The following is a 25,512-nucleotide window of genomic DNA, read 5'->3' as shown; positions in this document are numbered from 1 at the left end:
GCCATGTTGCTTTGGCGAGAGGCCTAGGCCTTCTCCTCCCAGATCATGCCGAGGTGGACGATCGTCTGCACCGCCTTCTCCATGTCCTGCCGACTGACCCATTCGAGCCGGGAGTGAAACGCGTGCTCGCCGGCGAAGATGTTGGGGCAGGGCAGGCCCATGAAGGACAGGCGGGAGCCGTCGGTGCCGCCGCGGATCGCGGTGCGCATCGGGCGCAGGCCGGCGCGGCGGATCGCTTCGATGGCGTATTCGAGAATGTGCGGGTGACGATCGATCACCTGCTTCATGTTACGGTACTGCTCCCGCACCTCGAATGTGTAGGTCGAGCGCGGAAAATCCTTCATCACGTCCTTGACGATATTCTCGAGCAGGATCTCCTTCTCCTTCAGCCCTTCCTCGGTGAAGTCACGCACGATGAAGGAGAGCGTTGCCTGCTCCAGCGCACCCTCGATGCCGATCGGATGCAGAAAGCCCTGCTTGCCTGACGTCGTCTCGGGCGAGCAGCCTTCCCGAGGCAGGCGCTCGATGATGGCGGCGGCGATCTTGATCGCGTGCTCCATCTTGCCCTTGGCATAGCCGGGATGGGCGCTGACGCCGTTGATGGTGATGGTGGCGCCGTCCGCCGAGAAGGTCTCGTCCTCGACGCAGCCCGCGCTCTCGCCGTCCATGGTGTAGGCGAACTCGGCGCCCAGCTTCTTGATGTCGACATTGTCGACGCCGCGGCCGATCTCCTCGTCGGGCGTGAACAGGATCTTGATGGTGCCGTGCTTCACTTGCGGGTTGTTGATGAAGAAATGCGCGGCATCCATGATCTCGGCGACGCCGGCCTTGTTGTCGGCGCCGAGCAACGTGGTGCCGTCGGTGGTGATGATGTCGTTGCCGATCTGGTTCTTCAGCGCCGGATGCTCGGCGAAGCGGATCACCTGGCTGGTGTCGCCTGGCAGGGTGATGTCGCCGCCGCGATAGTTTTTCACCATCTGCGGCTTGACGTCCTTGCCGGTGACGTCGGGCGAAGTGTCCATGTGCGAGCAGAAGCAGATCACCGGCACCTTCTTGGTCGTGTTCGCCGGGATCGTTCCATAGACGTAGCCGAAGTCGTCAAGATGAGCGTCCGCGACGCCCATCTCCCTGAGCTCGGCGGCGAGCACGCGGCCGAGGTCTTTCTGTTTCTCCGTCGAGGGCGAGCTCGGGGATTCCGGATCGGACTGGGTGTCGATGGTGACGTAGCGCAGGAAGCGCTCGGTCACGGTATGCGAAAAGGTGAGGGAGGACATTTCTGGTCAAACCGCCGGGTCAGGGGAGAGGGGCGGTATACCAGAAAAGCAGGACGCGGTGAGGCCGGAGGACGCCGATCAGGCTTAACGAAACGTGAGGGGTCAGATCGCCTCTTTCAGTTCCTTGACCGGGCGAAAGGCGACCTTCTTGCTGGCCTTGATGTGGATGGGCTCGCCGGTGGCGGGATTACGGCCGGTGCGGGCGGCGCGCTTGCGGACCTGGAGGATTCCAAGCCCGACGATCCGGACGCGGTCGCCCTTCTTCAGGTGCTTGGTGATCAGGTCGACCAGGTCAGTCAGAACGGCCTCGGCGCGCTTCTTCGACAGGTCCTGGCTCTCCGCAATGTCGGCGGCGAGGTGCTTGAGCGTGATGGTGGCGGGAGCGGCAGCCTTCTTCGCGGAATCCTTCTTAGCCATATCTGGCCTCCTCAATCACGGGGGCCCCGGAAAAAACCGCTAAAGCGTGGGGATCCCTCCAAGTCCTGGAAGGCCTAGACGATTCGGGCTTGGGCTGACTATGGCGCGAATTCTCGACGGATGCCGGCAATCGCCGCCACAGCCGCGAAAGGCGTGTAGAAGTCTGTTCTAAGGCTATGAAGGAATTGCCAAAATGGCGCGAGAGACGGGGCTCGAACCCGCGACCTCCGGCGTGACAGGCCGGCGCTCTAACCAACTGAGCTACTCCCGCGTGGTTCGCTGAAAGCGCGCGGAACGAGGGGGGACTTAAAGGCGGGGCTGGGTGAAGTCAAGGATGTTGCGCTTCACCGGCAGGTCTCGGCTAAGCATTGCTCTGGAAAACGAAAAAAGGCCGCCAGGCGGCGGCCTTTGTCAGCCCGGAGCGGGGCGGTATCAGCGGATCTCCGACGTCCCGGCGCTGGTCACGACGACCGGCTTGCCGGCCTTGATGACGTGGGCGGACTGGGCGGTCTGGCTGTAATCGGCATTGGTGCGTGCTGCGATCCCGAAGGCGGCCACCGTAATGCCGGCTACCAGCGCCACCACCACGATCTTCAGGTGGGTCGCACGATCAGCAGAGTGGATGGAGTGGTTCATGTGAGCCTCCCGACGGGCTTTGCCGCCGTCTATGGCTCTTCTTGTAAGGACGGTCTGTTTCCGGATGGTTTCGCGGGTTCCGCAAAACGGTTTCATCCGGCCGTTTGTCTGGTTTCGCCTGCGGGCGGCGGGAGCGCCTCAAGCGATCTTACCTGGCGCGTAATCGCGGAGGTGATCGCGCCTTGTCATGATCGTTTTCATCGGCCGAGACCGATGGGCCGACAGATCCGCAAGAGTATCGGCAAGGGAGAAGCGCCATGAACCGACGAACTGTCCTCGAAGCCACGTTGTTTGGGACCGCCTTCGCGGCAGCGTCTGGTGTCAGCGCGCCAGTGGCAGCAGCGGCCCAGCGGAATGAACGGCCGTCCTTTGTGACGGCCAGGGACGGCACAAAACTCTTCGTGCAGGATTGGGGCAGCGGCCGACCGGTGCTGCTGCTTTCGGCCTGGACGTTCAACGCTAGCACGTGGGGCAGCCAGATTGCCGCCCTCAACGCAAATGGCTTCCGCTGTGTTGCACCCGATCGGCGCGGGCATGGCCGGTCCGAGATGCCGTCCGCGGGGTATGACCTGGACACGCTGACCGACGACGTCGCCGCGTTGATCGAGGCGCGTGACCTGCGCGACGTGACACTGGTCGGCTTCTCGATGGGGACGGCCGAGGCGGTGAACTATCTTGGACGATACGGATCAGACCGGATCGCAAGGGTGGTGCTGGTTGCGCCGACGACGCCATTCCTGATCAAGACCGAAGACAATCCGGATGCGGTGCCGCAGGCGATGATCGAGGCCGACAACGCGGCCATCGCGCGCGACTTCCCCAAATGGATTGCGGCGAACGAAGCGCCGTTCTTCACTGCCGAGACACCCGAGATCACGCGGACCTGGATCCGCGAGATGATGCTGAGCGTGCCGTTGCCGGTGGCGCTGGCCTGCCGCAAGGCCATCGCCTTCGCCGATCTCCGCGCGGCAGCCGCCAAGATCGATCGCCCGACGCTGATCGTTCATGGCGACAAGGATGCCAGCGCGCCGCTGCCGTTGACCGGTGCAAAGACCGCAAAATTAATCAAGGGCAGCAAGCTGACCGTCTACGAAGGCGGCCCGCATCCGCTGCCGCTGACGCACAGCGAGCGCCTGATCGCGGACATGCTGGCGTTCATGGGCGCCTAGCTCGCTCGCTTGATGTCGGTGCGGATGGTTCGCGCCGCCCAGACGAACAGGAGCGCCCCCAGCGTGGTCGTGACCGCCGCCGAGAGCAGGGAATAGCGCACGGCGTCGGCGCCGTAAGCGCCCTTCAGGGCATCGTTGACCACGCCCACGGCAAGCGGACCAACGCCCTGGCCGAAGCAGGTCGCGGTGAGCGCGATCAGGGCGGAGGCCAGCGCCCGCATGCTCGGTTTGGCGACCGTCTGCGCGATCGCGAAGATCGGCCCAAGGTGGAAGCCGACCAGGAACGAGGTCAGCGCCAGCATGGCCACCATCATCGCAAACTCCTGCGTCAGCATGCAGACCGCGAACACCGGCCCGGCAAGGCCCGAGGTGATCGCGGGGGCCCACAGCTTCCAGCGGTCGTCGCGGCGGCTGATCTGCGCCACGACGAAGCCGCCGAGCAGGGTGCCGGCCATGCCGGCGAGGCCCTTGAAGGTGCCGGCATAGGTGCCGATCTCGGCGCTCGACAGATGGTGCACGCGCGCCAGGAACGGCGGGATCCAGGCCGCGGTCGCGTAGTTGGTGTAAGTGGTGAGACAGAAGCCGATCAACACGATGATGAAGCTCTGCTGCGAGGCCAGGAAGCGCAGCGTCGGCCCGAGCGGCTCGGGCACGAAATTCTCCTGCATGGCGCCGCGCTTCGGCTCGGAGATCGTCAGCCACAGGACAATAGCGAGCAGGATGCCGGGCAGGCCCGCGACGTAGAACGCCATCCGCCAGCCATAGTGCTGGTTGACGTAGCCGCCGACGAAATAGCCGAGGAAGACGCCGAGATAGGTACCGACGGCGTAAATCCCGAGCGCGCGCGGACGCTCGTTCTTGGCGAAGAGGTCGGCGACGATGGATTGCGAGGCGGGCGAGCCCGCGGACTCGCCGATGCCGACGCCGATCCTCGCCAGCGCCAGCGAAGTGACGCTCGAAGCGGCGCCGCACAACGCCGTCATCGCGCTCCAGAACGCGAACGCAGCGGCGACGATGTTGCGCCGGTTGAGGCGGTCGGCGACGCGCGCGATCGGAATGCCGAGCAGGGAATAGAACAGCGCAAAGCCGAAGCCCGCGAGCAGGCCCATCATGGTGTCGCTGAGCTGGAACTCCTTCTTGATCGGCTCGATCAGGACGTTGAAGATCGTGCGGTCGAGAAAGTTCAGCGCGTAGATGATCGTGAGCAGGCCCAGCACATAATAGCGCCGCGGCGAGGGTTTTGCCGCGGCGGCCGTTTGCACCGACATTTGTGACGTCACATCGACCATCGCTTCCCCCAATTAGTCTTTGTTATCGTTGTCGGTCCAGCCCTGATTGGCTGGCAGGTCAGCCTTCGCGGATGTAATTCCCCGCTTCGAATTCGACAGGCGGCGCGCTTGCATCGAACGAGATTCCGATCGGATCGCGGCCCGCTTCCATCGCCTCGAGCTGTTCGTTCAGCATGCGCCGGATCAAGAGGATGCCGCGGTCGCTCTGGCCGAAATGCTCCTCGGAATGGATGGTCTGCGGTCCCTGGCCGACTTGGGCTTCATAGTCGCCCGGAAATTGCTGGTGCTCTTCCTCGGTCATGTCCCACCAGAATTTGCCGTTGAATTTCGAGCGCATGCGGCCGATGTCGCCGGCATTCTTGACGCGGCCGGCGACGTAGATGCGGAACGAGGTGTCGTCGATCGGCAGCGTCCAGCCGATCGACTCGACGCGGGCGAATTGCGCCACGCGCGGGTTTGGAACGACGCGCAAGGTGGGCAGTGCCGCCTCGGTGACGCGGTAAAACTCACGGCCGTCATCCTGCTTGCGGATCGAACGCACGGCGATCCCGCGCGGCGTCTTGTCGAACGTCACCTCCGGCATCGATGCCATCATGTTGGTGAATTGCGGACCCGAGAACGAGCCGTGCAGCACCGGCACGTGGTAGGGGTCGACCACATTCTCGAAATGCTGGAGCCAGTTGCAGGGGATGATCGCGGGACCACCGCCGCCGATCGAGGAATCGTCGGCCTCGACGAACTCGCCGTCGTCCATGGTCTCCAGGCATTCATAGGCCGGCAGCACCGGGCGTTTCTCGGCCGGGCCCAAATAGGCGAAGATCAGCCCGTAGCGTTCCTCGACGGGATACCAGGGCTGGCGCACCTTGTCCTTGAACTGACCGCCATCGGGCTCGCAGGGCTGCTCCAGGCAATGACCTTCGGTGTCGAACTTCCAGCCGTGATAGCAACAGCGGATGCCGTCCTCCTCGACCTTGCCATAATAGAGCGTGGTGCCGCGGTGGCAGCAGCGGGCGTGCAGCAGGCCGGCGCGGCCGTGCTTGTCGCGGAACAGCACCAGATCCTCGCCCAGCGCGCGAACCTTCTTCGGGGTGTCGGTTGCGTCGCTGATGAGCCCGACCGGATGCCAGTAACGTCGCAGCAGTTCGCCCATCGGCGTGCCGCGCACGACCGAGGTGAGCTCGGTGCGGGTGTGCGCGGGCTTCATCGCATAGGCCGTGCCGAGATCGCGATCCCGCTGGGTGATGGTCATGCTGATCCTCCCGCTGTCGGCCTTGCTGGCCCGGCTTGCGACGCCTTGAACATCAGTGAAAGGCCGATTGATGACAATGTCAACGAATTTCCAAATGCCTTTTGGTCGCATCCGGATCAGGCTGGGGAGGTTGCGCTACCAAGACTTGGCACGCCGCGGCTTTCTTGGCAGAGGTGGATCATGAGCCAGACATCAGGCAGGGACGGGCGCACATCGTCCGATGCGGACGAAAGTCAGTCACCGGCGCCGATCACCGTGATGCTGTCGTCGCGGCTGATGGTGCTGGCCAATTTGCTCAAGCGCGGCGCCATCCTGCGCTACAAGCGTCTCGCCGGATTGTCCTCCGTCGAGTTCGGCCTGGTCGCCTCGCTTGGCCGGCGGCCGCCGATGAGCGTGGCGCGGCTCGCCGAAGCCGTCGGCCAGGACAAGGGGCAGATCAGCCGCGCGCTTGCGGAACTCGTATCGCGCAAGCTGATCGCGAAATCAGCCAACCCGAAGGACAGCCGCGAGGTGCTGGTCTCGCTGACCGCAACGGGCCTTGCGGCGCATGATGCGATCGTCGCCGGAGCGCAGGAGCGCAATCGGCGTTTGCGCGAACATCTGAGCGAAGCCGAGTTCGAGATGCTGCTGCAGCAGGTCGATGAGTTGACGGCGATCGCCGCCGAGCTGCTCGAGAGCGAGAAGATTTCGCGTTGACGCTTCGGCAATCCCGGAACATGTTGGATCGCTTCCAAGACTCTTTCTAAGACTCTCTCTAAGAGGCTTTCAATTAGGGAATTCGCGCGCGCTCCCCTAAGCGTCACCGCAAGCGCATGCCGTCATGGGACTGACGGCATGTGCAAATCAAAACACGCAGTTTTGGGGTTGCGCGTTGAACAGTCTTGGAATGCTGCGGTCGGCCGTATTGGCGACCGCATCCGCTTGGGTTTTGCTGCCGCAGGCATCGCTTGCACAATCTCCTGCGCAGAGTGGCGCGCAGAACATTCCGTCGGTGACCGTCACCGCGCCGGAAGCGCGCCGCCGGGCGGCGCCGTCCGTCCAGCGCCGCGCGCCGCGATCATCCGAGCAGACCGCCAACCGAAGCAAGCCGCAGCCGCAGCGCAATGTCGGTTTCGTGGAGACCCCGCTCGGCCCGGTGCACGGCTACGTCGCTGGCCGCAGTTCGTCCGGCACCAAGACCAACACGCCGATCATGGAGACGCCGCAGGCGGTGTCGGTGATTGGCGCGGAGCAGATCCGCGACCAGAAGCCGAACAAGCTCGACGAGGTCCTGCGCTATACTGCCGGTGTCCGCGCCGGGACCTTCGGCGCGGACACGCGCAACGACTGGTGGCTGATCCGCGGCTTCAAGTCCGACGACGTCGGACTGTTCCTCGACGGCATGCAGCTGTTCTACACGTCCTATGCGAGCTGGAAGCTTCAGACGCCCAACATGGAGCGTGTCGAGGTGCTGCGCGGTCCGTCGGCCGTGCTCTATGGCGGATCGAGCCCGAGCGGCATCGTCAACGTCATCAGCAAGATGCCGCCGGCGGAGCCCGTCCGCTTCATCGAGACCGGCGTCAACAATTTCGGTAACGCCTTTGTCGGCATTGATGTCGGCGGTCCGGTCGCGACGAGCCCTGAGAACGGCAAGCTGTTCTACCGCGTCGTCGGCCAGGTCCAGAACGGCCCTACGCAGGTCAATTTCACGCCGGACAACAATTACTTCATCGCGCCGTCGGTGACCTGGAAGCCGGACGCCGACACGACGTTCACGGTGCTGGCTTCGGCTTCCCGGCAGGAAACCCGTGGCATCAACTTCCTGCCCTATGAGGGCACGGTGACCAACGCTCGGTTCGGCAAGATCCCGACCAGCTTTTTCGCCGGCGATCCCAGGGTCGACAAGTTCACGCGCGAGCAGGAGATGCTGGGCTATCAGTTCGAGCGCAATCTCACCGACGATTTGACGTTCCGGCAGAATGCGCGGTTTGCCCATGTCGACGTGAGCTATCGGGGCTATGTCGGCAATAATTGGGCTGACATCAACACGTCCAGTCTCGGTCGCTATAATTGGTATGCGAAGAACACCGCCAACCAGGCCAATCTCGACAACCAGCTGGAGTACCGCTTCAACACCGGCGCGGTGCGGCACACGATGCTGTTCGGGGTCGATTTGAAGGGCTACCAGATCGACGACTATCAGGCTTTCAACTTCGGCACCGTCCCTTCGATCAACGTCTTCAATCCCGCCTATGGATTTGACATTCCGTTGACCGGCGCACCGTTCCGCAACTTCCAGATCACGCAGAAGCAGGCCGGCACCTATCTTCAGGACCAGATGAAGCTCGGCAATTTCACGCTGGTGCTGAGCGGCCGCAACGATTGGGTCGAGACGACGCAGGCTGCCCGCGATACCGGCGCCACGCTCGCCAGCCGCGACGACAGCCGATTCAGCGGACGCGCCGGGCTGATCTACAATTTCGACAACGGCATCGCGCCCTATGTGTCCTACGCCACGAGCTACAATCCGATCATCGGCCTCAACGCGCAAAACCAGCTATTCCTGCCGGAGACCGGCCAGCAGGCCGAAATCGGCGTGAAGGTCGCGCCCCGGGGATTTGACGGCTACTTCACCGCCTCGGTGTTCGATCTGAAGCGCCAGAACGTGGCAACCACTGATCCTGTCGTCACGACCTTGCAGAACCAGACCGGCGAGGTGACCTCGCGCGGCATCGAGCTCGAGGCGGTGGCGAACGCCACGCGTGAGCTGAAGCTGATTGGCTCGTTCACGGCCTACCATTTGTTCAACAGCAGGGATCTGGACCCGTCGCTGGTCGGCAAGACCCCGACCAACACGCCCGAGCTCCTGGTGTCCGGCTGGGCGGACTACACCTTCAAGGACGGGCCGCTCGCAGGGTTCGGCTTCGGCGGCGGTGTCCGCTATATCGGGTCGTCGTGGGCGGATACCGCCAATACCCTCGAGGTTCCCGCAGTCGTGCTCGGCGATCTCGCGCTCCACTATGAGTGGCAGAACTGGCGCACCGCGCTGAACGTGATCAATTTGACCGACAAGGTCTACGTCGCGAGCTGCGCGGCGGCGTCCTCCTGCTTCTACGGCGACCGCCGGCGCGTGACCGCCAGCGTCTCCTACAAATGGTGAGGCAGATGACGAGCAGGCGAGGGAAGGCCATCGTGAGAGCCTGACCGGCTCGTCACCGGCTTCCACCACGAGATCGATGAGCTCGCGGGCCATGCCCCCCGGCCCGAAGCTCATGCGAGCGCGGCGCGTGACGACCAAGCCACGTCGCCGCCGCGCTCGCCACTGATTTTCCGCGGCGGCAGAAGCGGGCGCCGCCCACCCGACGTATTCGCCAGACGGGCCCGGGGCCGATCGTGATGCATGGCTCCCGGATCGCTCGCCCGATCGTGGGCGCGCCTGTCCTCGTTGTAATCTGGACTTTGCTGCGTCGCGGCCTAGATAAAGTGAGCCTTCCCAACAACGGACGTCACGGCCCAGCGCGTGTGGACTGATCGGGGCGCCCTTGCTGGGGCGCTCGATCTGCTCCATACCAGCCGCGGGGTGATTCCGGGATTTCCACCGTTTTGAGGGCGACAAAGGGCCTAAAAAGAGCGTGTCTTGCGCCCATTGGTGCACTGCGCTAAGGCTCAGAACAATTCCAAACTGGACGAATCCGTGGCTGTCCCGAGGCTGCGGGAAAAAGGGCTCGTCAATGAGCGGCATTCTGCAGAACTATCTTCCACTCGTCGTCTTCATCGGGGTAGCGGGCCTCATTGGCCTGGTGCTGCTGATCGCGCCCTTCATCGTGGCGTTCCAGCAGCCGGACCCGGAAAAGCTGTCGGCGTATGAGTGCGGTTTCAACGCCTTCGACGACGCCCGCATGAAGTTCGACGTCCGCTTCTATCTCGTCGCCATCCTCTTCATCATCTTCGACCTCGAGGTGGCGTTCCTGTTTCCCTGGGCGGTGGCGTTCGGCAAGCTCGGCGCGACCGGTTTCTGGTCCATGGTGGTGTTCCTTGGCGTGCTGACGGTCGGGTTCGCCTATGAATGGAAGAAAGGCGCACTCGAATGGGATTGAACCCTGTGTCGTCCGCCGGTCCGGTTCTCGCGCCGGCCCCCAAGGGCATCCTGGACCCGTCGACCGGCAAGCCGGTCGGGGCCAATGATCCGTTCTTCCTCGAGGTCAATTCGGAACTGTCCGACAAGGGCTTCTTCGTGGCCGCGACCGACGACCTCATCACCTGGGCGCGTACCGGCTCGCTGATGTGGATGACCTTCGGTCTCGCCTGCTGCGCGGTCGAGATGATGCAGGTGTCGATGCCGCGCTACGACGTCGAGCGCTTCGGCTTCGCGCCCCGCGCCTCGCCGCGTCAGTCGGACGTAATGATCGTCGCGGGGACCCTGACCAACAAGATGGCGCCTGCGCTGCGCAAGGTCTACGACCAGATGCCCGAGCCGCGCTACGTCATCTCGATGGGCTCCTGCGCCAATGGCGGCGGCTATTATCACTATTCCTACTCGGTCGTGCGCGGCTGCGACCGTATCGTGCCGATCGACATCTACGTGCCGGGCTGCCCGCCCACGGCGGAAGCGCTGCTCTACGGCGTGCTGCTGCTGCAGAAGAAGATCCGCCGCACCGGCACCATCGAACGCTAAGGTTTTACGTCATGGACGACGCCAAGCTCGACGCCCTGGGGCAGACGATCGTTAGCGCGCTTCCGGGCGCCGCGACAGGTCATTCGGTGGCCTTCAACCAGCTCACGGTCGATGTCGAGGTCAGCAAAATCGTCGAGGTGGTCAAGTACCTCCGCGACGACCCGAACTGCCGCTTCATCAATTTCACCGACATCACGGCGGCGGACTATCCCTCGCGCGAGAAGCGCTTCGACGTGATCTATCACTTCCTGTCGCCGACCCTGAACGCGCGGGTCCGGCTCAAGGCCCAGGCCGACGAGACCACGCAGGTGCCGTCGCTGATTGAGGTGTTTCCCGGCGCCGACTGGTTCGAGCGCGAGGCCTACGACCTCTATGGCGTGATCTTCGTCGGTCATCCCGACATGCGCCGCCTCCTGACCGATTACGGCTTCGAGGGGCATCCGCTGCGCAAGGATTTCCCGACCACCGGCTTCCTCGAGGTCCGCTACGACGACCAGGAGAAGCGGGTGGTGTACGAGCCGGTCAGGCTCAACCAGGAATTCCGCAAGTTCGACTTTTTGTCCCCGTGGGAGGGCGCCGACTATCCGGTCCTTCCGGGTGATGAAAAAGCGGGGCCGAAGGTCTGAACATGAACGAGCAACCCGAACAGCTTCGCAACTTTACGATCAACTTCGGTCCGCAGCATCCGGCCGCGCACGGCGTGCTGCGCCTGGTGCTGGAGCTTGACGGCGAAGTCGTCGCCCGCGTCGACCCCCATATCGGCCTGCTCCATCGCGGCACCGAAAAGCTGATCGAGCAGAAGACCTATCTGCAGGCGATCCCTTATTTCGACCGTCTCGACTACGTCGCGCCGATGAATCAGGAGCACGCCTTCTGCATGGCTGCAGAAAAGCTGCTCGGCATCGAGGTGCCGCGCCGCGCGCAGCTGATCCGCGTGCTCTATTGCGAGATCGGCCGCATCCTGTCGCATTTGCTCAACGTCACCACGCAGGCGATGGACGTCGGCGCGCTGACCCCGCCGCTGTGGGGTTTTGAAGAGCGCGAAAAGCTGATGGTGTTCTACGAGCGCGCCTCGGGCAGCCGCATGCACGCAGCCTACTTCCGCGTCGGCGGCGTGCATCAGGACCTGCCGCAGAAGCTGGTCGACGACATCGACGCCTGGTGCGATCCGTTCCTGAAAGTGGTCGAGGATCTCGACCGGCTGCTCACCGCCAACCGCATCTTCAAGCAGCGCAACGTCGACATCGGCGTGGTGTCGCTGAAGGAAGCCTGGGAGTGGGGGTTCTCCGGCGTGATGGTGCGCGGTTCGGGCGCGGCCTGGGATCTGCGCAAGTCGCAGCCCTATGAATGCTACGCCGAGATGGATTTCGACATCCCGATCGGCAAGAACGGCGATTGCTACGACCGCTATCTGATCCGCATGGAAGAGATGCGCCAGTCCGTGCGCATCATGAAGCAGTGCATCCAGAAGCTGAACGCAGCCGACGGGAAGGGCCCCGTCGTCGTCGAGGACAACAAGGTCGCGCCGCCGCGCCGCGGCGAGATGAAGCGCTCGATGGAAGCGCTGATCCACCACTTCAAGCTCTACACCGAAGGCGTCCACGTGCCGGCCGGCGAGGTCTATGCCGCGGTCGAGGCGCCCAAGGGCGAGTTCGGCGTCTTTCTGATCTCGGACGGCACCAACAAGCCGTACAAGTGCAAGATCCGCGCGCCCGGCTTTGCGCATCTGCAGGCCATGGACCACATCTGCCGCGGCCATCTGCTCGCCGACGTCTCGGCCATCCTCGGCTCGCTCGACATCGTGTTCGGAGAGGTCGATCGGTGATGGCGCAGGCGCCGATCCAGTTTGACCGTGCCTCGGGGGCCCTTGAAGGGGCCAACCTGTGGGAGCGGACGGCTGCCTTGGCGCTGGTGACGGGATCGAAGATCTCCTCGCACTTCTCGCATATGGGCTACATCGCCTGCGCCAATCTGCTGCGCAAGACGCTGCCCGAGCGCAACATCGCGATCAAGCTCAACCCCGACGCCGTGTTCGAATTTCCCTACGGCGACGGCTATTGGAGCAAGCTGCTCAACCGCTCCTACAATTACGAGGACGAGCTGGAGCTGTTGTTCGCCGACTCCATCGAGGTCGACTATACGCTGCTCGATTGCGGCGCGAATTACGGCTATTGGTCGGTGCTGGTGTCGAGCAAGCCGTTCGGTTCGCACAAGGCGATCGCGATCGAGCCGTCGGGTCAGAACCATCCGAAGCTCGCCAACAACGCCCGCATCAACGGCAGCCGCTTCGAGACCATGAAATGCGCGATCGGCGCGGCCCGTGGCACCGCGCGTCTGTCAGGCACCAAGCACGAGGCCTTCAGCATCGCCGGCGATGCCTCGGCGGGCGGCGAGGACGTGCCGGTCATTGCGCTCGATAATCTCATCGACGACGGCAAGATCGCCGCGAGCGGCAAGTACCTGATCAAGCTCGACGTCGAGGGCGTCGAGATCGAGGCGATCAAGGGCGGCGCCCGGCTGCTCCAGGCCGACAGCGTCATCATGTGCGAGGAGCACGGCAGCGACCGCTCGCACGCGGTCTCGCGCTACATCCTCGAACACACCCCGCTGAAGCTGATCGTCTACGATCCCAGCACAAGGCGTATGGAAACGGTGACCGAGCTGTCGATCCTCGACCGCATCAAGGTCTCGACCCACGTCGGCTACAATGTTTTCGGCACCGCAAGCGCATTCTGGCAGGACAGGATCAATGCCCTGAATGCGAAAACCGCGCGCCGCGTGCAGTGAGAGATTGAAGAGATGTCCGTTCGCCGATTAGCACCGAAGGAAGTCCAGCCCGCGAGCTTTGCGTTCACGGAGGAGAACCTCGCGTTCGCCAAGCAGCAGATCGCGAAATATCCGGCCGGGCGCCAGGCTTCGGCCGTGATCGCCATCCTCTGGCGCGTTCAGGAACAGCACGACGGCTGGGTGTCAGAGGCCGCAATCCGCGCTGTCGCCGACATGCTCGACATGCCCTATATCCGCGTGCTCGAGGTCGCGACCTTCTACACGATGTTCCAGCTGGCCCCGGTCGGCAAGAAGGCTCACGTCCAGGTCTGCGGCACCACGCCGTGCCGCCTGCGCGGCGCCGAGGATCTGATCCACGTCTGCGAGCATCGCATCCATCACGAGCCCTTCCATCTCTCCAAGGACGGCAATTTCAGCTGGGAAGAGGTGGAGTGCCTCGGTGCCTGCGTGAACGCGCCGATGGTGCTGATCGGCAAGGACACTTATGAGGATCTGACCAAGGAAAGCTTCGGCAAGGTGCTCGACGGCTTTGCCTCTGGCAATCCGCCCAAGCCAGGTCCGCAGAACGGCCGCCAGTTCTCGGCGCCGACCGGTGGGCCGACCACGCTGAAGGAGATCACCTGATGCGTGATCTCGCCTCGCCGCCAGTTGAAGGGAGCAGTGTTGTGAAGAAGTGGGGCTTCGTCGCAATGCATTCCGCCGTGGCGGCCACGTTCATTTTCCTGCTTCAGCGCTTCGCCCTGAACGCGACGCTGGAATCCAGTCTGCTCTGGGCGCTGACCTTCGCCGTCTGCGCCGCCGGGCTTGCCTACAAGCAAGCCAACCGTTGATCGGAAAGCACTGACATGCTCGAGGACAAGGACCGCATCTTCAAGAACCTCTACGGCCTCCACGATTGGGGGCTCGAGGGCGCGCGGCGCCGCGGCGCCTGGGATGGTACGAAGAACATCATCGACAAGGGCCGTGACTGGATCATCAACGAGATGAAGGCGTCGGGCCTGCGCGGCCGCGGTGGCGCCGGCTTCCCGACCGGCCTGAAATGGTCGTTCATGCCGAAGGAATCGACCGACGGCCGGCCGAGCTATCTCGTCGTCAACGCCGACGAGTCCGAGCCCGGCACCTGCAAGGATCGCGAGATCATGCGGCACGATCCGCATCTCCTGATCGAGGGCTGCCTGATCGCGAGCTGCGCGATGAACGCGCATGCCTGCTACATCTATGTCCGCGGCGAGTTCATCCGCGAGCGCGAGCATCTCCAGGCGGCGATCGACCAGGCCTATGAGGCCAAGCTGGTCGGCAAGGACAACGTCAACGGCTGGCCGTTCGACATCTACGTCGCCCACGGCGCCGGCGCCTATATCTGCGGCGAGGAAACCGCGCTGCTCGAGAGCCTCGAAGGCAAGAAGGGCCAGCCGCGTCTGAAGCCGCCGTTCCCCGCCAACGTCGGCCTGTACGGCTGCCCGACCACCGTCAACAATGTCGAGTCGATCGCGGTTGCACCGGACATTCTTCGCCGTGGCGCGGCATGGTTCGCCGGCATCGGCCGTCCGAACAATGTCGGCACCAAGCTGTTCTGCATCTCCGGCCATGTCGAGCGGCCCTGCAACGTCGAAGAGGCCATGGGCATTCCGTTCCGTGAGCTGATCGAGAAGCATTGCGGCGGCGTCCGCGGCGGCTGGGACAACCTCAAGGCCGTGATCCCCGGCGGCTCCTCGGTGCGCATGGTCCCGGCCGAGCAGATCATCGACACGCCGATGGATTTCGACAGCTTGAGCAAGCTGCGCTCGGGCCTTGGCACCGCGGCCGTGATCGTGATGGACAAATCGACCGATTTGATCCGCGCCATCGCCCGCATCTCCTATTTCTACAAGCACGAGAGCTGCGGCCAGTGCACGCCGTGCCGCGAGGGCACCGGCTGGATGTGGCGCGTCTTGACCCGCATGGCCGACGGTCGCGCCCATAAGCGCGAGATCGACATGCTGCTGGAAGTCACCAAGCAGGTCGAAGGCCACACCATCTGCGCGCTTGGCGACGCGGCGGCGTGGCCGATCCAGGGCCTGATCGCGCATTTCCGTCATGAGATCGAAGCGCGCATCGACCAGTATTCGCACAAGGCCGACATCGACGATGCCGGCGTCCGCGATCCCGTGAACATGGTCGCGGCGGAGTAGAGACAATGACCAAGCTCATCATCGACGGCAAAGAGATCGATGTCCCCGCCGAATACACGCTGCTTCAGGCGTGCGAGGCGGCCGGCGCCGAGATTCCGCGCTTCTGCTATCACGAGCGGCTGTCGATCGCCGGCAATTGCCGGATGTGCCTCGTCGAGGTGAAGGGCGGCCCGAAGCCGGTCGCGAGCTGCGCCTGGGGCGTGCGCGATTGCCGTCCGGGTCCCAAGGGCGAGCCGCCGGAAATCTCCACCCGTTCGCCGATGGTGAAGAAGGCGCGCGAAGGCGTGATGGAATTCCTTCTCATCAACCATCCGCTGGATTGCCCGATCTGCGATCAGGGCGGCGAGTGCGACCTGCAGGATCAGGCGATGGGCTATGGTGTCGACACCAGCCGCTTCGCCGAGAACAAGCGCGCGGTCGAGGACAAATATCTCGGCGCGCTGGTCAAGACCTCGATGAACCGCTGCATCCAGTGCACCCGCTGCGTCCGCTTTTCGGCGGAAGTCGCCGGCGCCCCCGAAATGGGCGCGACCGGCCGCGGCGAGGACATGGAGATCACGACCTATCTCGAGCACGCGCTGACCTCGGAATTGCAGGGCAATCTCGTCGACATCTGCCCGGTCGGCGCGCTGACCTCGAAGCCCTATGCTTTCGCCGCACGCCCGTGGGAGCTCGGCAAAACCCAGTCGATCGACGTGATGGACGGATTGGGCTCTGCGATCCGCGTCGACACGCGCGGCCGTGAAGTGATGCGTATCCTGCCGCGCATCAACGAGACCGTGAACGAGGAGTGGATCTCGGACAAGACCCGTCACGTCGTCGACGGCCTGCGCACCCAGCGCCTCGACCGGCCCTATATCCGCGAAGCCGGCAAGCTGCGCGCGGCGAGCTGGCCCGAGGCTTTTGCCGCGATCGCTGCGAAAGCGGCCCGCACCGACGGCAAGCGCATCGGCGCGGTCGCGGGCGACCTCGCCGGCGTCGAAGAGATGTTCGCGCTGAAGGATTTGCTGGCCAAATACGGCTCGGCCAATCTCGCGGTGCAGGGCGGCGACGCCTTCGATCCCGCGCTCGGCCGCGGCTCCTACATCTTCAATCCGACGCTGGCCGGCGTCGAGCAGGCCGATGCGTTGCTCATCATCGGCGCCAATCCGCGGAAAGAGGCGGCCGTGTTCAACGCCCGCATTCGCAAACGCTGGCGCGCCGGCGGCTTCAAGGTCGGCGTGATCGGCGCCAAGGCCGATCTGACCTACGATTATGACCATCTGGGCGCAGGCACTGACACGCTCGGCGAACTCGCGGCCGGCAAGCACTCCTTCATGGACGTGCTGAAGAACGCCAAGAATCCGATCATCATGGTCGGCGCCGGCGCCGCCTCGCGCCACGACGGCGCCGCCGTTCTTGCAGCGGCCGCCAAGCTCGCGCTCGATGTCGGCGCGCTCAAGGACGGCTGGAACGGCTTTGGCGTGCTGCACGAGAGCGCCTCGCGCGTCGGCGCGCTCGATATCGGCTTTGTTGCCGGTCAGGGCGGGCTGAACGCAGCGCAGATGACGACGTTCGGAACGCTCGATCTGCTGTTCCTGCTCGGCGCGGACGAGATCAAGCCGTCGGACGGCACCTTCGTCGTCTATATCGGCACCCATGGCGACCGCGGCGCCCATCGCGCCGACGTCATCCTGCCGGCAGCCGCCTATACCGAGAAGTCGGCGATCTACGTCAACACCGAAGGCCGCGTGCAGATGACCGGACGGGCCGCATTCCCGCCGGGCGAGGCCCGCGAGGACTGGGCGATCGTCCGCGCGCTCTCGGAGGCGCTCGGCAAGAAGCTCGGCTATGACTCGTTGTCGGCCCTGCGTCAGGCGATCTTCAAGGCGGTGCCGCACCTGATCCGTCTCGACCAGATCGAGGCCGGCTCGGTCGACCAGATCAAGAAGCTCGCGGGGAAGGGCGGCACGACGGAGAAGGCTCCGTTCAAGCCGCTCGTCGAGGACTTCTATTTGACCAACCCAATCGCGCGTGCGTCCGCCGTGATGGCGGAGTGTTCGCGGCTTGCCTCCGGGCAGATGCTGACCGCAGCGGAGTGAGCTGATGGAATTCTTCGAGAGCGCCTTCTGGACCGGGTTCCTCTGGCCGCTGATCATCATGATCGCGGAGAGCGTCCTGGTGCTGGTCGTCCTGCTGGTGGCGATCGCCTACATCCTGCTTGCCGACCGCAAGATCTGGGCGGCGGTGCAGATCCGCCGCGGCCCGAACGTGGTCGGTCCGTGGGGCCTGCTGCAATCCTTCGCCGACCTCCTGAAGTTCGTGCTGAAGGAGCCGATCATCCCGTCCGGCGCCAACAAGGGCGTGTTTCTCCTGGCTCCCTTGGTCTCATGCGTGCTCGCGCTCGCCGCCTGGGCGGTGATCCCGACCAATCTCGGCTGGGTGATCTCCGACATCAATGTCGGCGTTCTCTTCATCTTTGCGATCTCGTCGCTGTCGATCTACGGCATCATCATGGCCGGCTGGTCGTCGAACTCGAAATATCCGTTCCTCGCGGCGCTGCGCTCGGCGGCGCAGATGGTGTCCTACGAGGTCTCGATCGGCTTCGTCATCATCACGGTGCTGCTCTGCGCCGGCACGTTGAACCTCTCGGCCGTGGTCGAGGCGCAGCATGTCCGTGGCCTCGCCAGCCTGATCGGGTTGCCGCAGCTGACCATCCTGAACTGGTACGTCTGGCCGCTGTTCCCGATGTTCGTGATCTTCTACGTCTCGGCGCTGGCTGAAACCAACCGTCCGCCATTCGACCTCGTCGAAGCAGAATCCGAGCTCGTCGCCGGCTTCATGGTCGAGTACGGCTCGACGCCGTATCTGCTGTTCATGCTCGGCGAGTATGTCGCGATTGCCACGATGTGCGCGATGGCGACGATCCTGTTCCTCGGAGGCTGGCTGCCGCCGGTGGACCTGCCGCCCTTCAACTGGGTGCCGGGGATCATCTGGTTCTCGCTGAAGCTGTTCTTCATGTTCTTCCTGTTCGCGATGGCCAAGGCGATCGTGCCGCGCTACCGCTACGATCAACTGATGCGCCTCGGCTGGAAAGTGTTCCTGCCGTTGTCGCTGGCGATGGTGATCGTGGTGGCCGGTGTGCTGCACTTTGCCGGCATCGCGCCGAAGTGAGGGCTGTCATGGGTATCAACATCAACGCCACTGCACGCTCGCTTCTGCTGTCGGAATTCGTCTCGGCGTTCTTCCTCGCCATGCGCTATTTCTTCCAGCCGAAGCCGACGCTGAACTATCCCTTCGAGAAGGGCCCGATCTCGCCGCGCTTCCGCGGCGAGCATGCGCTGCGCCGCTATCCGAACGGCGAGGAACGCTGCATCGCCTGCAAGCTGTGCGAAGCGGTCTGCCCGGCGCAGGCCATCACCATCGAGGCCGGTCCGCGTCGCAACGACGGCACCCGCCGCACCGTGCGCTACGACATCGACATGGTGAAGTGCATCTATTGCGGCCTCTGCCAGGAGGCCTGTCCGGTCGATGCCATCGTCGAAGGTCCGAACTTCGAGTTCGCGACCGAGACCCGCGAGGAACTGTTCTATGACAAGGCCAAGCTGCTCGCCAATGGCGACCGCTGGGAACGCGAGATCGCGAAAGCGATCGAGCTCGACGCGCCGTACCGGTGAGATGAGAGCATGATCCTTCCCGCTATCCCATCGTCATTCCGGGGCGCGCAAAGCGCGAACCCGGAATCTCGCGCCATAACCTCTGGATTCCGGGTTCGCGGGCTTTGCCCGCGCCCCGGAATGACGGGGACTGCCCAATGATCCTTCCCGCGCTGTTCTTCTATCTGTTCGCCGGCGTCTGCGTCGCCTCGGCGGTGATGGTGATTGTCTCGCGCAATCCCGTGCACTCCGTGCTGTACCTGATCCTGGCCTTCGTCAACGCCTCCGGCCTGTTCGTGCTGATGGGGGCCGAATTCCTGGCGATGATCCTGATCGTCGTCTATGTCGGCGCGGTAGCGGTGCTGTTCCTGTTCGTGATCATGATGCTCGACGTCGACTTCCTCGAGCTGCGCGAGGGCTTCATCGAGTACCTCCCGGTCGGCCTCGTGATCGGCGGCATCTTCCTGTTCGAGCTGCTGCTCACGGTCGGATTCTGGGTCATCAACCCCGGCGTCGCCAAGACGATCACGGCGGCGATCCCGACCAACGTCTCCAATACCGAGGCGCTGGGCCTGGTGCTCTATACCAAGTACATCCACTACTTCCAGCTCTCGGGCATGGTGCTGCTGGTCGCGATGATCGGCGCCATCGTGCTGACGCTGCGGCACAAGGCGAGCGTCAAGCGGCAGGACATCAACGTTCAGAACGCGCGCACACCCGAAATAGCGATGGCGATCCGAAAGGTGGCGCCGGGGCAGGGGCTCCAGGATTCTGACGCGGCGGAGTGGGTGAAATGACGATCGGGCTCGGACATTATCTGGCGGTCGGCGCGATCCTGTTCACGCTCGGGATCCTCGGCATCTTCCTGAACCGCAAGAACATCATCGTCATCCTGATGTCGATCGAGCTGATCCTGCTCGCGGTCAACGTCAACCTCGTGGCGTTCTCGACCTTCCTCGGCGACATCGTCGGGCAGGTCTTTGCGCTCCTGGTGCTCACCGTCGCGGCCGCTGAAGCCGCGATCGGTCTCGCCATCCTGGTGGTCTATTTCCGCAACCGCGGCTCGATCGCGGTTGAGGACGTCAATCTGATGAAGGGCTGATCGCATGATCCGGAAAAGTGGATACCGGTTTTCCGACCAGATCATGCGGAAAGAGTAAATCATGGTCCAGGCAATCGTCTTTCTGCCTCTGCTGGGCGCCATTCTGGCTGGCCTGATCGCGCTGTTCGGCGCGCATGCCCGCAACCCCTCGGGCGACACGGTCGAGCATCACGATGATCACGGTCATGGCGCGCACGCCCATGCGTCCGACACGATCAATGAGGATGCGTCGGTCATTCACGAGACCCATCACGAGCCCGGCGACGGTCACGACGACCACCACGTCTCCGAGCCACCGGCGGCGGGCTCGCGCGGTGCCGAGCTGATCACAACGGCGTTGCTGTTCGTGTCGGCGGCGTTGTCCTGGATGACGCTGGTCGATGTCGGCTTCATGCACCACGACATGCGCATTCCGTTGCTGCCGTGGATCCTCTCCGGCGATCTCCAGGTCTACTGGACGCTGCGGGTCGACACGCTCACCGCAGTGATGCTGGTGGTCGTGACCACCGTGTCCTCGCTCGTGCACCTCTATTCCATCGGCTACATGGACGAGGACCCGAACCGGCCCCGCTTCTTCGGCTATCTCTCGCTGTTCACCTTCGCCATGCTGATGCTGGTGACCGCGGACAACCTCGTGCAGCTGTTCTTCGGCTGGGAAGGCGTGGGTCTGGCGAGCTACCTCCTGATCGGCTTCTGGTACCAGAAGCCCTCAGCCAACGCCGCCGCCATCAAGGCCTTCGTGGTCAACCGCGTCGGCGATTTCGGTTTCGCGCTCGGCATCTTCGCGATCTTCCTGCTGGCCGGCTCGACCGATTTCGAGACCATCTTCCACGCTGCGCCGGGTCTCACCGGCAAGACCATCGACTTCCTCGGCTGGCATGCCGACGCGCTGACCCTGACCTGCCTGTTGCTGTTCATGGGCGCGATGGGCAAATCGGCGCAGTTCCTGCTGCACACCTGGTTGCCGGACGCGATGGAAGGCCCGACCCCGGTCTCCGCGCTGATCCACGCCGCGACCATGGTCACCGCCGGCGTCTTCATGGTGGCGCGCCTGTCACCGCTGTTCGAGCTCGCGCCGAACGCGCAGGCCGTCGTGATGTTCTTCGGCGCCACCACGGCGTTCTTCGCGGCGACCATCGGCCTCGTCCAGAACGACATCAAGCGCATCGTCGCTTACTCGACCTGTTCGCAGCTCGGCTACATGTTCGTGGCGATGGGAGCAGGGGCCTATTCGGTCGGCATGTTCCATTTGTTCACGCACGCCTTCTTCAAGGCGCTGTTGTTCCTGGGCTCCGGCTCGGTGATCTACGCGATGCATCACGAGCAGGACATCCGCAACATGGGCGGCCTCTGGCGCAAGATCCCCTACACCTACGCGGTGATGGTGGTCGGCACGCTCGCGCTCACCGGCTTCCCGCTGACCGCCGGCTATTTCTCCAAGGACGCGATCATCGAGTCCGCCTACGCCTCGCATAATCCATTCGCGATGTACGGCTTCCTGATGACGGTCATCGCGGCCGGCCTGACCTCGTTCTACTCGTGGCGCCTGATCTTCAAGACCTTCCACGGCGAGCCGCATGACGATCACCACTACGAGGCTGCGCATGAAGCGCCGATCTGGATGCTGATCCCGATCGGTGTGCTCGCGGTCGGCTCCATCCTGGCCGGCTTCCCGTTCAAGGAGCTGTTCGCCGGTCACGGCATCGAGGAGTTCTTCCGCGAATCCGTGAAGATGAACCCGCACATCATCGAGGAGATGCACCACATCCCCGAGACCATCGCCTTCCTGCCGACGGTGATGATGGTGCTGGGCTTCCTGGTGTCGTACCTGTTCTACATCCGCCGGCCCTATCTGCCGGTCGAGCTCGCGAACACGCAGCCGATGCTGTACAAGTTCCTGCTCAACAAATGGTACTTCGACGAGCTCTACGACATCATCTTCGTCCGTCCGGCGAAGTGGATCGGCTACCAGCTCTGGAAGAAGGGCGACGGCTTCATCATCGACGGCCTCGGCCCCGACGGCGTCTCGGCCCGGGTGCTGGACGTCACCCGTAACGTCGTGAAGATCCAGACCGGCTATCTCTACCACTACGCGTTCGCCATGCTGATCGGTGCCGCCGGCCTGATCACCTGGTTCATGTTCGGCTTTGGAGGCCAGTAAATGACGACCTGGCCAATTCTATCGGTCACGACGTTCCTGCCGCTGGTCGGCGCGCTGATCGTCTATCTCAGCCGCGGCGATGACGAGGCGGCGCGGCGCAATTCGCGCTGGATCGCGCTGTGGACTACGCTGATCACCTTCGCGGTGTCGGTGATCCTGGTCATGCGGTTCGATGCGTCGAGCGCCGACTTCCAGTTCGTCGAGAAGGCGAACTGGCTCGCCACCGGCATCACCTACCACATGGGCGTGGACGGCATCTCGTTGCCGCTGGTGATCCTGACCACCGCCATCATGCCGTTCTGCATCATCGCGAGCTGGAAGGCGATCACCAACCGCGTCCGCGAATACATGATGGCGTTCCTCATCCTGGAAACGCTGATGATCGGCACCTTCTCGGCGCTCGATCTCGTGCTGTTCTATCTGTTCTTCGAGGGCGGCCTGATCCCGATGTTCCTGATCATCGGCGTCTGGGGCGGTCCGCGCCGGGTCTATGCGTCCTTCAAGTTCTTCCTCTACACGCTGCTTGGCTCGGTCCTGATGCTGCTCGCCATCATGGCGCTGTACTGGAACGGCGGCACCACCGACATCCCAACCCTGATGCACACCGCCGTGCCGCGCTCGCTGCAGACCTGGGCGTGGCTTGCCTTCTTCGCCTCGTTCGCGGTGAAGATGCCGATGTGGCCCGTGCACACCTGGCTCCCCGACGCCCACGTCGAGGCGCCGACCGCAGGCTCGGTAGTGCTGGCTGCGATCATGCTGAAGATGGGCGGCTACGGCTTCCTGCGTTTCTCGCTGCCGATGTTCCCGCTGGCCTCGCACGACTTCGCGCCATTGATGTTCACGCTCTCGGCCATTGCCATCATCTACACCTCGCTGGTGGCGCTGATGCAGGAGGACATGAAGAAGCTGATTGCGTACTCCTCGGTGGCGCATATGGGCTTCGTCACCATGGGCATCTTTGCCGGTACCATGCAGGGCGTCGCCGGCGGCGTGTTCCAGATGATCTCGCACGGCATCGTCTCCGGCGCGCTGTTCCTCTGCGTCGGCATCGTCTACGATCGCATGCACACCCGCGAGATCGCAGCCTATGGCGGCCTCGTCAACCGGATGCCGCTCTACGCGTTGACCTTCATGGTCTTCACCATGGCCAATGTCGGTCTGCCCGGCACCTCCGGCTTCGTCGGCGAGTTCATGACGCTGCTCGGCACCTTCAAGGTCTCGATCCCGACCGCGTTCTTCGCCACCTTCGGCGTGATCCTGTCGGCTTGCTATGCGCTGTGGCTCTACCGCAAGGTCGTGTTCGGGGCGTTGGTCAAGCCGTCGCTGGCGAGCATGAAGGATCTGACCTTCCGGGAGGGCCTGACGCTGTTCCCGCTGATCGCGCTGACGATCCTGTTCGGCATCTATCCGAAGCCGGTGCTCGACATGTCGGCGGCCTCGGTCCAGCAACTCGTCAACAATTACAACACCGCTGTGACGGCCGTGAAGGCCGCCGCACTGCTCCAGTGAGCGGGCAGGTCAGGATATAGCCATGAGCTTTGAGACTGCAGGTTATCAACTGGCGCCGGTGCTGCCCGAGCTCGTGCTCGCGGTCGGGGCCATGGCACTCCTGATGCTCGGCGCCTATCGTGGGCAGGAGACCACGAAGACGGTCACGACGCTTGCGGTGCTGCTCCTGATCGTGGTCGGTGTGCTCGAATACATGCTGCCCGCGGGCAAGCACGTGACCTTCGGTGGCAGCTTCATCGTCGATGATTTTGCCCGCTTCATGAAGATCCTGGCCCTGATCGGTTCGGCGGTGACGCTGGTGCTGTCGACCGAGTTCCTGTCGGATCCGTCGCGCCGCATCTTCGAATACGCGATCCTGGTGCTGCTCTCGACGCTCGGAATGATGGTGCTGATCTCGGCCGGCGACCTGATCTCGCTCTATCTCGGCCTCGAATTGATGTCGCTGGCGCTCTACGTCGTGGCGGCCTCGAACCGCGACAACGCCAAGTCGACCGAAGCCGGGCTGAAGTACTTCGTGCTCGGCGCGCTGTCCTCGGGCATGCTGCTCTACGGCTCCTCGCTGATCTACGGCTTCACCGGCACGGTGGCCTTCACCGGCATCGCGGCGGCCGCGACGATCTCGAATGTCGGCCTGGTGTTTGGCCTCGTTTTCCTGCTCGCCGGCCTCTGCTTCAAGGTTTCGGCGGTGCCGTTCCACATGTGGACGCCCGACGTCTACGAGGGCGCGCCGACCCCGGTCACCGCCTTCTTCGCCTCGGCGCCGAAGGTGGCCGCGCTCGCGGTCTTCACTCGCGTCACGCTGACCGCATTCCCCGGTATCGTCTCGCAGTGGCAGCAGATCCTGGTGTTCGTGTCGATCGCCTCGATGGCGCTGGGCTCGTTCGCCGCGATCGGGCAGAGCAACATCAAGCGCCTGATGGCCTATTCCTCGATCGGCCATATGGGCTTTGCCCTGGTCGGTCTTGCCGCGGGCACGGTCGAGGGCGCGCAGGGCGTCTTGATGTACATCGTGATCTATGTCGCGATGACGCTGGGCTCCTTCGCCATCATCCTGGCGATGAAGCGCAATGGCCAGCCGGTCGAGCAGATCAGCGATTTCGCCGGCCTCTCGCGCACCAATCCGCTGCTCGCCTTCATGTTCGCGATGCTGCTGTTCTCGCTCGCCGGCATTCCGCCGCTCGCCGGCTTCTTCGCCAAATGGTACGTCTTCGTCGCCGCCATCAAGGCGAATTTGTTCACGCTCGCTGTGATCGGCGTGCTCACCAGCGTGGTCGGCGCCTACTACTATCTCAGCATCGTCAAGACGATGTATTTCGACGAGCCGGCCGGGCAGGTCGATCCGGTGCGCGTCGAAGTCAAGACGGTGCTGGCGGTCGCGGGCCTGTTCAACATCCTGTTCGCCCTGTTTGCGGGCCCGGTGGTGAGCGTCGCCTCCGCCGCCGCCAAGTCGCTGTTTTAG

General features: G+C 63.8%; 24 protein-coding genes and 1 tRNA gene. 19 read left to right on the top strand and 6 right to left on the bottom strand.

What is annotated here, in order from left to right:
- Positions 1–23 precede the first annotated feature (23 nt).
- The 4 genes from pepT to AC0L2F_RS07145 form a co-directional block, all read right to left on the bottom strand.
- Entirely contained in the window at positions 24–1,274 is a 1,251-nt protein-coding gene (pepT, locus tag AC0L2F_RS07160; RefSeq protein ID WP_473247948.1) for a peptidase T, read from the bottom strand.
- Positions 1,275–1,376: 102 nt separating this feature from the next.
- On the bottom strand, positions 1,377–1,691 hold the full coding sequence (locus AC0L2F_RS07155; protein WP_473247947.1) for an HU family DNA-binding protein: 315 nt from the start codon (positions 1,689–1,691) through the stop codon (positions 1,377–1,379).
- A 194-nt stretch (positions 1,692–1,885) separates the two neighbouring features.
- Positions 1,886–1,962, bottom strand: a tRNA-Asp gene (locus AC0L2F_RS07150).
- 161 nt (positions 1,963–2,123) lie between these two features.
- Positions 2,124–2,327: a hypothetical protein gene (locus AC0L2F_RS07145; protein ID WP_007603528.1), complete on the bottom strand. Its 204-nt coding sequence runs from the start codon at positions 2,325–2,327 to the stop codon at positions 2,124–2,126.
- 257 nt (positions 2,328–2,584) lie between these two features.
- Between AC0L2F_RS07145 and AC0L2F_RS07140 the strand changes: the two genes are divergently transcribed.
- Positions 2,585–3,496 carry an alpha/beta fold hydrolase gene (locus tag AC0L2F_RS07140; protein WP_473247946.1) on the top strand — a complete coding sequence of 304 codons (912 nt, stop codon included), beginning with the start codon at positions 2,585–2,587 and terminating at the stop codon, positions 3,494–3,496.
- Here AC0L2F_RS07140 and AC0L2F_RS07135 read toward each other — a convergent pair.
- Together AC0L2F_RS07135 and AC0L2F_RS07130 are read right to left on the bottom strand one after the other, a co-directional pair.
- On the bottom strand, positions 3,493–4,785 hold the full coding sequence (locus AC0L2F_RS07135) for a spinster family MFS transporter (protein WP_473247945.1): 1,293 nt from the start codon (positions 4,783–4,785) through the stop codon (positions 3,493–3,495). The genes AC0L2F_RS07140 and AC0L2F_RS07135 overlap by 4 nt on opposite strands.
- Positions 4,786–4,843: 58 nt before the next feature.
- Positions 4,844–6,034 carry a Rieske 2Fe-2S domain-containing protein gene (locus tag AC0L2F_RS07130; RefSeq protein ID WP_473247944.1) on the bottom strand — a complete coding sequence of 397 codons (1,191 nt, stop codon included), beginning with the start codon at positions 6,032–6,034 and terminating at the stop codon, positions 4,844–4,846.
- Positions 6,035–6,214: 180 nt separating this feature from the next.
- Between AC0L2F_RS07130 and AC0L2F_RS07125 the strand changes: the two genes are divergently transcribed.
- The 18 genes from AC0L2F_RS07125 to nuoN all read left to right on the top strand — a co-directional run bounded on the left by AC0L2F_RS07125 (position 6,215) and on the right by nuoN (position 25,512).
- Positions 6,215–6,730: a MarR family winged helix-turn-helix transcriptional regulator gene (locus AC0L2F_RS07125; RefSeq protein ID WP_473247943.1), complete on the top strand. Its 516-nt coding sequence runs from the start codon at positions 6,215–6,217 to the stop codon at positions 6,728–6,730.
- A gap of 190 nt (positions 6,731–6,920) precedes the next feature.
- Positions 6,921–9,173 (top strand): TonB-dependent siderophore receptor, encoded by a 2,253-nt coding sequence (locus tag AC0L2F_RS07120; protein ID WP_473247942.1) that lies wholly within the window; start codon positions 6,921–6,923, stop codon positions 9,171–9,173.
- 571 nt (positions 9,174–9,744) lie between these two features.
- Positions 9,745–10,110, top strand: a complete 366-nt coding sequence (locus AC0L2F_RS07115; RefSeq protein WP_007603535.1) for an NADH-quinone oxidoreductase subunit A — start codon at positions 9,745–9,747, stop codon at positions 10,108–10,110.
- Positions 10,101–10,688, top strand: coding sequence for a NuoB/complex I 20 kDa subunit family protein (locus AC0L2F_RS07110; protein WP_007603537.1), 588 nt, complete (start codon positions 10,101–10,103; stop codon positions 10,686–10,688). Before AC0L2F_RS07115 ends, AC0L2F_RS07110 begins: the two co-directional genes overlap by 10 nt.
- An 11-nt stretch (positions 10,689–10,699) precedes the next feature.
- Positions 10,700–11,314 carry an NADH-quinone oxidoreductase subunit C gene (locus tag AC0L2F_RS07105; protein WP_473247941.1) on the top strand — a complete coding sequence of 205 codons (615 nt, stop codon included), beginning with the start codon at positions 10,700–10,702 and terminating at the stop codon, positions 11,312–11,314.
- Positions 11,315–11,316: 2 nt separating this feature from the next.
- The gene (locus AC0L2F_RS07100) at positions 11,317–12,513 is read left to right on the top strand and encodes an NADH-quinone oxidoreductase subunit D (protein WP_007603549.1); all 1,197 of its coding nucleotides are present in this window, start codon (positions 11,317–11,319) and stop codon (positions 12,511–12,513) included.
- The gene (locus tag AC0L2F_RS07095; RefSeq protein ID WP_473247940.1) at positions 12,513–13,475 is read left to right on the top strand and encodes an FkbM family methyltransferase; all 963 of its coding nucleotides are present in this window, start codon (positions 12,513–12,515) and stop codon (positions 13,473–13,475) included. Before AC0L2F_RS07100 ends, AC0L2F_RS07095 begins: the two co-directional genes overlap by 1 nt.
- Before the next feature lie 12 nt (positions 13,476–13,487).
- On the top strand, positions 13,488–14,099 hold the full coding sequence (nuoE, locus tag AC0L2F_RS07090; protein WP_007610983.1) for an NADH-quinone oxidoreductase subunit NuoE: 612 nt from the start codon (positions 13,488–13,490) through the stop codon (positions 14,097–14,099).
- Positions 14,099–14,305 carry a hypothetical protein gene (locus tag AC0L2F_RS07085; protein ID WP_007610982.1) on the top strand — a complete coding sequence of 69 codons (207 nt, stop codon included), beginning with the start codon at positions 14,099–14,101 and terminating at the stop codon, positions 14,303–14,305. Before nuoE ends, AC0L2F_RS07085 begins: the two co-directional genes overlap by 1 nt.
- A 15-nt stretch (positions 14,306–14,320) precedes the next feature.
- Positions 14,321–15,646, top strand: coding sequence for an NADH-quinone oxidoreductase subunit NuoF (gene nuoF, locus AC0L2F_RS07080; protein WP_007610981.1), 1,326 nt, complete (start codon positions 14,321–14,323; stop codon positions 15,644–15,646).
- 5 nt (positions 15,647–15,651) lie between these two features.
- Positions 15,652–17,727 carry an NADH-quinone oxidoreductase subunit NuoG gene (nuoG, locus tag AC0L2F_RS07075; RefSeq protein WP_473247939.1) on the top strand — a complete coding sequence of 692 codons (2,076 nt, stop codon included), beginning with the start codon at positions 15,652–15,654 and terminating at the stop codon, positions 17,725–17,727.
- 4 nt (positions 17,728–17,731) lie between these two features.
- Positions 17,732–18,799: an NADH-quinone oxidoreductase subunit NuoH gene (nuoH, locus tag AC0L2F_RS07070; protein WP_007603555.1), complete on the top strand. Its 1,068-nt coding sequence runs from the start codon at positions 17,732–17,734 to the stop codon at positions 18,797–18,799.
- A gap of 14 nt (positions 18,800–18,813) precedes the next feature.
- Complete coding sequence (nuoI, locus tag AC0L2F_RS07065) at positions 18,814–19,302, top strand: NADH-quinone oxidoreductase subunit NuoI (protein ID WP_026232873.1); 489 nt, start codon at positions 18,814–18,816, stop codon at positions 19,300–19,302.
- A 137-nt stretch (positions 19,303–19,439) separates the two neighbouring features.
- Positions 19,440–20,078 (top strand): NADH-quinone oxidoreductase subunit J, encoded by a 639-nt coding sequence (locus tag AC0L2F_RS07060; RefSeq protein ID WP_007610978.1) that lies wholly within the window; start codon positions 19,440–19,442, stop codon positions 20,076–20,078.
- Positions 20,075–20,383 (top strand): NADH-quinone oxidoreductase subunit NuoK, encoded by a 309-nt coding sequence (gene nuoK, locus AC0L2F_RS07055; protein WP_007603558.1) that lies wholly within the window; start codon positions 20,075–20,077, stop codon positions 20,381–20,383. The genes AC0L2F_RS07060 and nuoK overlap by 4 nt, the downstream gene beginning before the upstream one ends.
- Before the next feature lie 61 nt (positions 20,384–20,444).
- Positions 20,445–22,544 carry an NADH-quinone oxidoreductase subunit L gene (gene nuoL / locus AC0L2F_RS07050; RefSeq protein ID WP_007610977.1) on the top strand — a complete coding sequence of 700 codons (2,100 nt, stop codon included), beginning with the start codon at positions 20,445–20,447 and terminating at the stop codon, positions 22,542–22,544.
- Complete coding sequence (locus AC0L2F_RS07045) at positions 22,545–24,053, top strand: NADH-quinone oxidoreductase subunit M (protein WP_027567194.1); 1,509 nt, start codon at positions 22,545–22,547, stop codon at positions 24,051–24,053.
- A gap of 22 nt (positions 24,054–24,075) precedes the next feature.
- Complete coding sequence (gene nuoN / locus AC0L2F_RS07040; protein ID WP_007603562.1) at positions 24,076–25,512, top strand: NADH-quinone oxidoreductase subunit NuoN; 1,437 nt, start codon at positions 24,076–24,078, stop codon at positions 25,510–25,512.

This window comes from Bradyrhizobium sp. Ken64 (genome assembly GCF_055807555.1).
The sequence above is the reverse complement of the archived record's forward strand: the minus strand, read 5'-3'. Positions and strand labels throughout refer to the sequence as shown.

Coding starts and splice junctions, on each gene's coding strand:
- pepT (WP_473247948.1), bottom strand. CDS start 1,274: ATGTCCTCCCTCACCTTTTCGCATACCGTGACCGAGCGCTTCCTGCGC.
- AC0L2F_RS07155 (WP_473247947.1), bottom strand. CDS start 1,691: ATGGCTAAGAAGGATTCCGCGAAGAAGGCTGCCGCTCCCGCCACCATC.
- AC0L2F_RS07145 (WP_007603528.1), bottom strand. CDS start 2,327: ATGAACCACTCCATCCACTCTGCTGATCGTGCGACCCACCTGAAGATC.
- AC0L2F_RS07140 (WP_473247946.1), top strand. CDS start 2,585: ATGAACCGACGAACTGTCCTCGAAGCCACGTTGTTTGGGACCGCCTTC.
- AC0L2F_RS07135 (WP_473247945.1), bottom strand. CDS start 4,785: ATGGTCGATGTGACGTCACAAATGTCGGTGCAAACGGCCGCCGCGGCA.
- AC0L2F_RS07130 (WP_473247944.1), bottom strand. CDS start 6,034: ATGACCATCACCCAGCGGGATCGCGATCTCGGCACGGCCTATGCGATG.
- AC0L2F_RS07125 (WP_473247943.1), top strand. CDS start 6,215: ATGAGCCAGACATCAGGCAGGGACGGGCGCACATCGTCCGATGCGGAC.
- AC0L2F_RS07120 (WP_473247942.1), top strand. CDS start 6,921: ATGCTGCGGTCGGCCGTATTGGCGACCGCATCCGCTTGGGTTTTGCTG.
- AC0L2F_RS07115 (WP_007603535.1), top strand. CDS start 9,745: ATGAGCGGCATTCTGCAGAACTATCTTCCACTCGTCGTCTTCATCGGG.
- AC0L2F_RS07110 (WP_007603537.1), top strand. CDS start 10,101: ATGGGATTGAACCCTGTGTCGTCCGCCGGTCCGGTTCTCGCGCCGGCC.
- AC0L2F_RS07105 (WP_473247941.1), top strand. CDS start 10,700: ATGGACGACGCCAAGCTCGACGCCCTGGGGCAGACGATCGTTAGCGCG.
- AC0L2F_RS07100 (WP_007603549.1), top strand. CDS start 11,317: ATGAACGAGCAACCCGAACAGCTTCGCAACTTTACGATCAACTTCGGT.
- AC0L2F_RS07095 (WP_473247940.1), top strand. CDS start 12,513: ATGGCGCAGGCGCCGATCCAGTTTGACCGTGCCTCGGGGGCCCTTGAA.
- nuoE (WP_007610983.1), top strand. CDS start 13,488: ATGTCCGTTCGCCGATTAGCACCGAAGGAAGTCCAGCCCGCGAGCTTT.
- AC0L2F_RS07085 (WP_007610982.1), top strand. CDS start 14,099: ATGCGTGATCTCGCCTCGCCGCCAGTTGAAGGGAGCAGTGTTGTGAAG.
- nuoF (WP_007610981.1), top strand. CDS start 14,321: ATGCTCGAGGACAAGGACCGCATCTTCAAGAACCTCTACGGCCTCCAC.
- nuoG (WP_473247939.1), top strand. CDS start 15,652: ATGACCAAGCTCATCATCGACGGCAAAGAGATCGATGTCCCCGCCGAA.
- nuoH (WP_007603555.1), top strand. CDS start 17,732: ATGGAATTCTTCGAGAGCGCCTTCTGGACCGGGTTCCTCTGGCCGCTG.
- AC0L2F_RS07060 (WP_007610978.1), top strand. CDS start 19,440: ATGATCCTTCCCGCGCTGTTCTTCTATCTGTTCGCCGGCGTCTGCGTC.
- nuoK (WP_007603558.1), top strand. CDS start 20,075: ATGACGATCGGGCTCGGACATTATCTGGCGGTCGGCGCGATCCTGTTC.
- nuoL (WP_007610977.1), top strand. CDS start 20,445: ATGGTCCAGGCAATCGTCTTTCTGCCTCTGCTGGGCGCCATTCTGGCT.
- AC0L2F_RS07045 (WP_027567194.1), top strand. CDS start 22,545: ATGACGACCTGGCCAATTCTATCGGTCACGACGTTCCTGCCGCTGGTC.
- nuoN (WP_007603562.1), top strand. CDS start 24,076: ATGAGCTTTGAGACTGCAGGTTATCAACTGGCGCCGGTGCTGCCCGAG.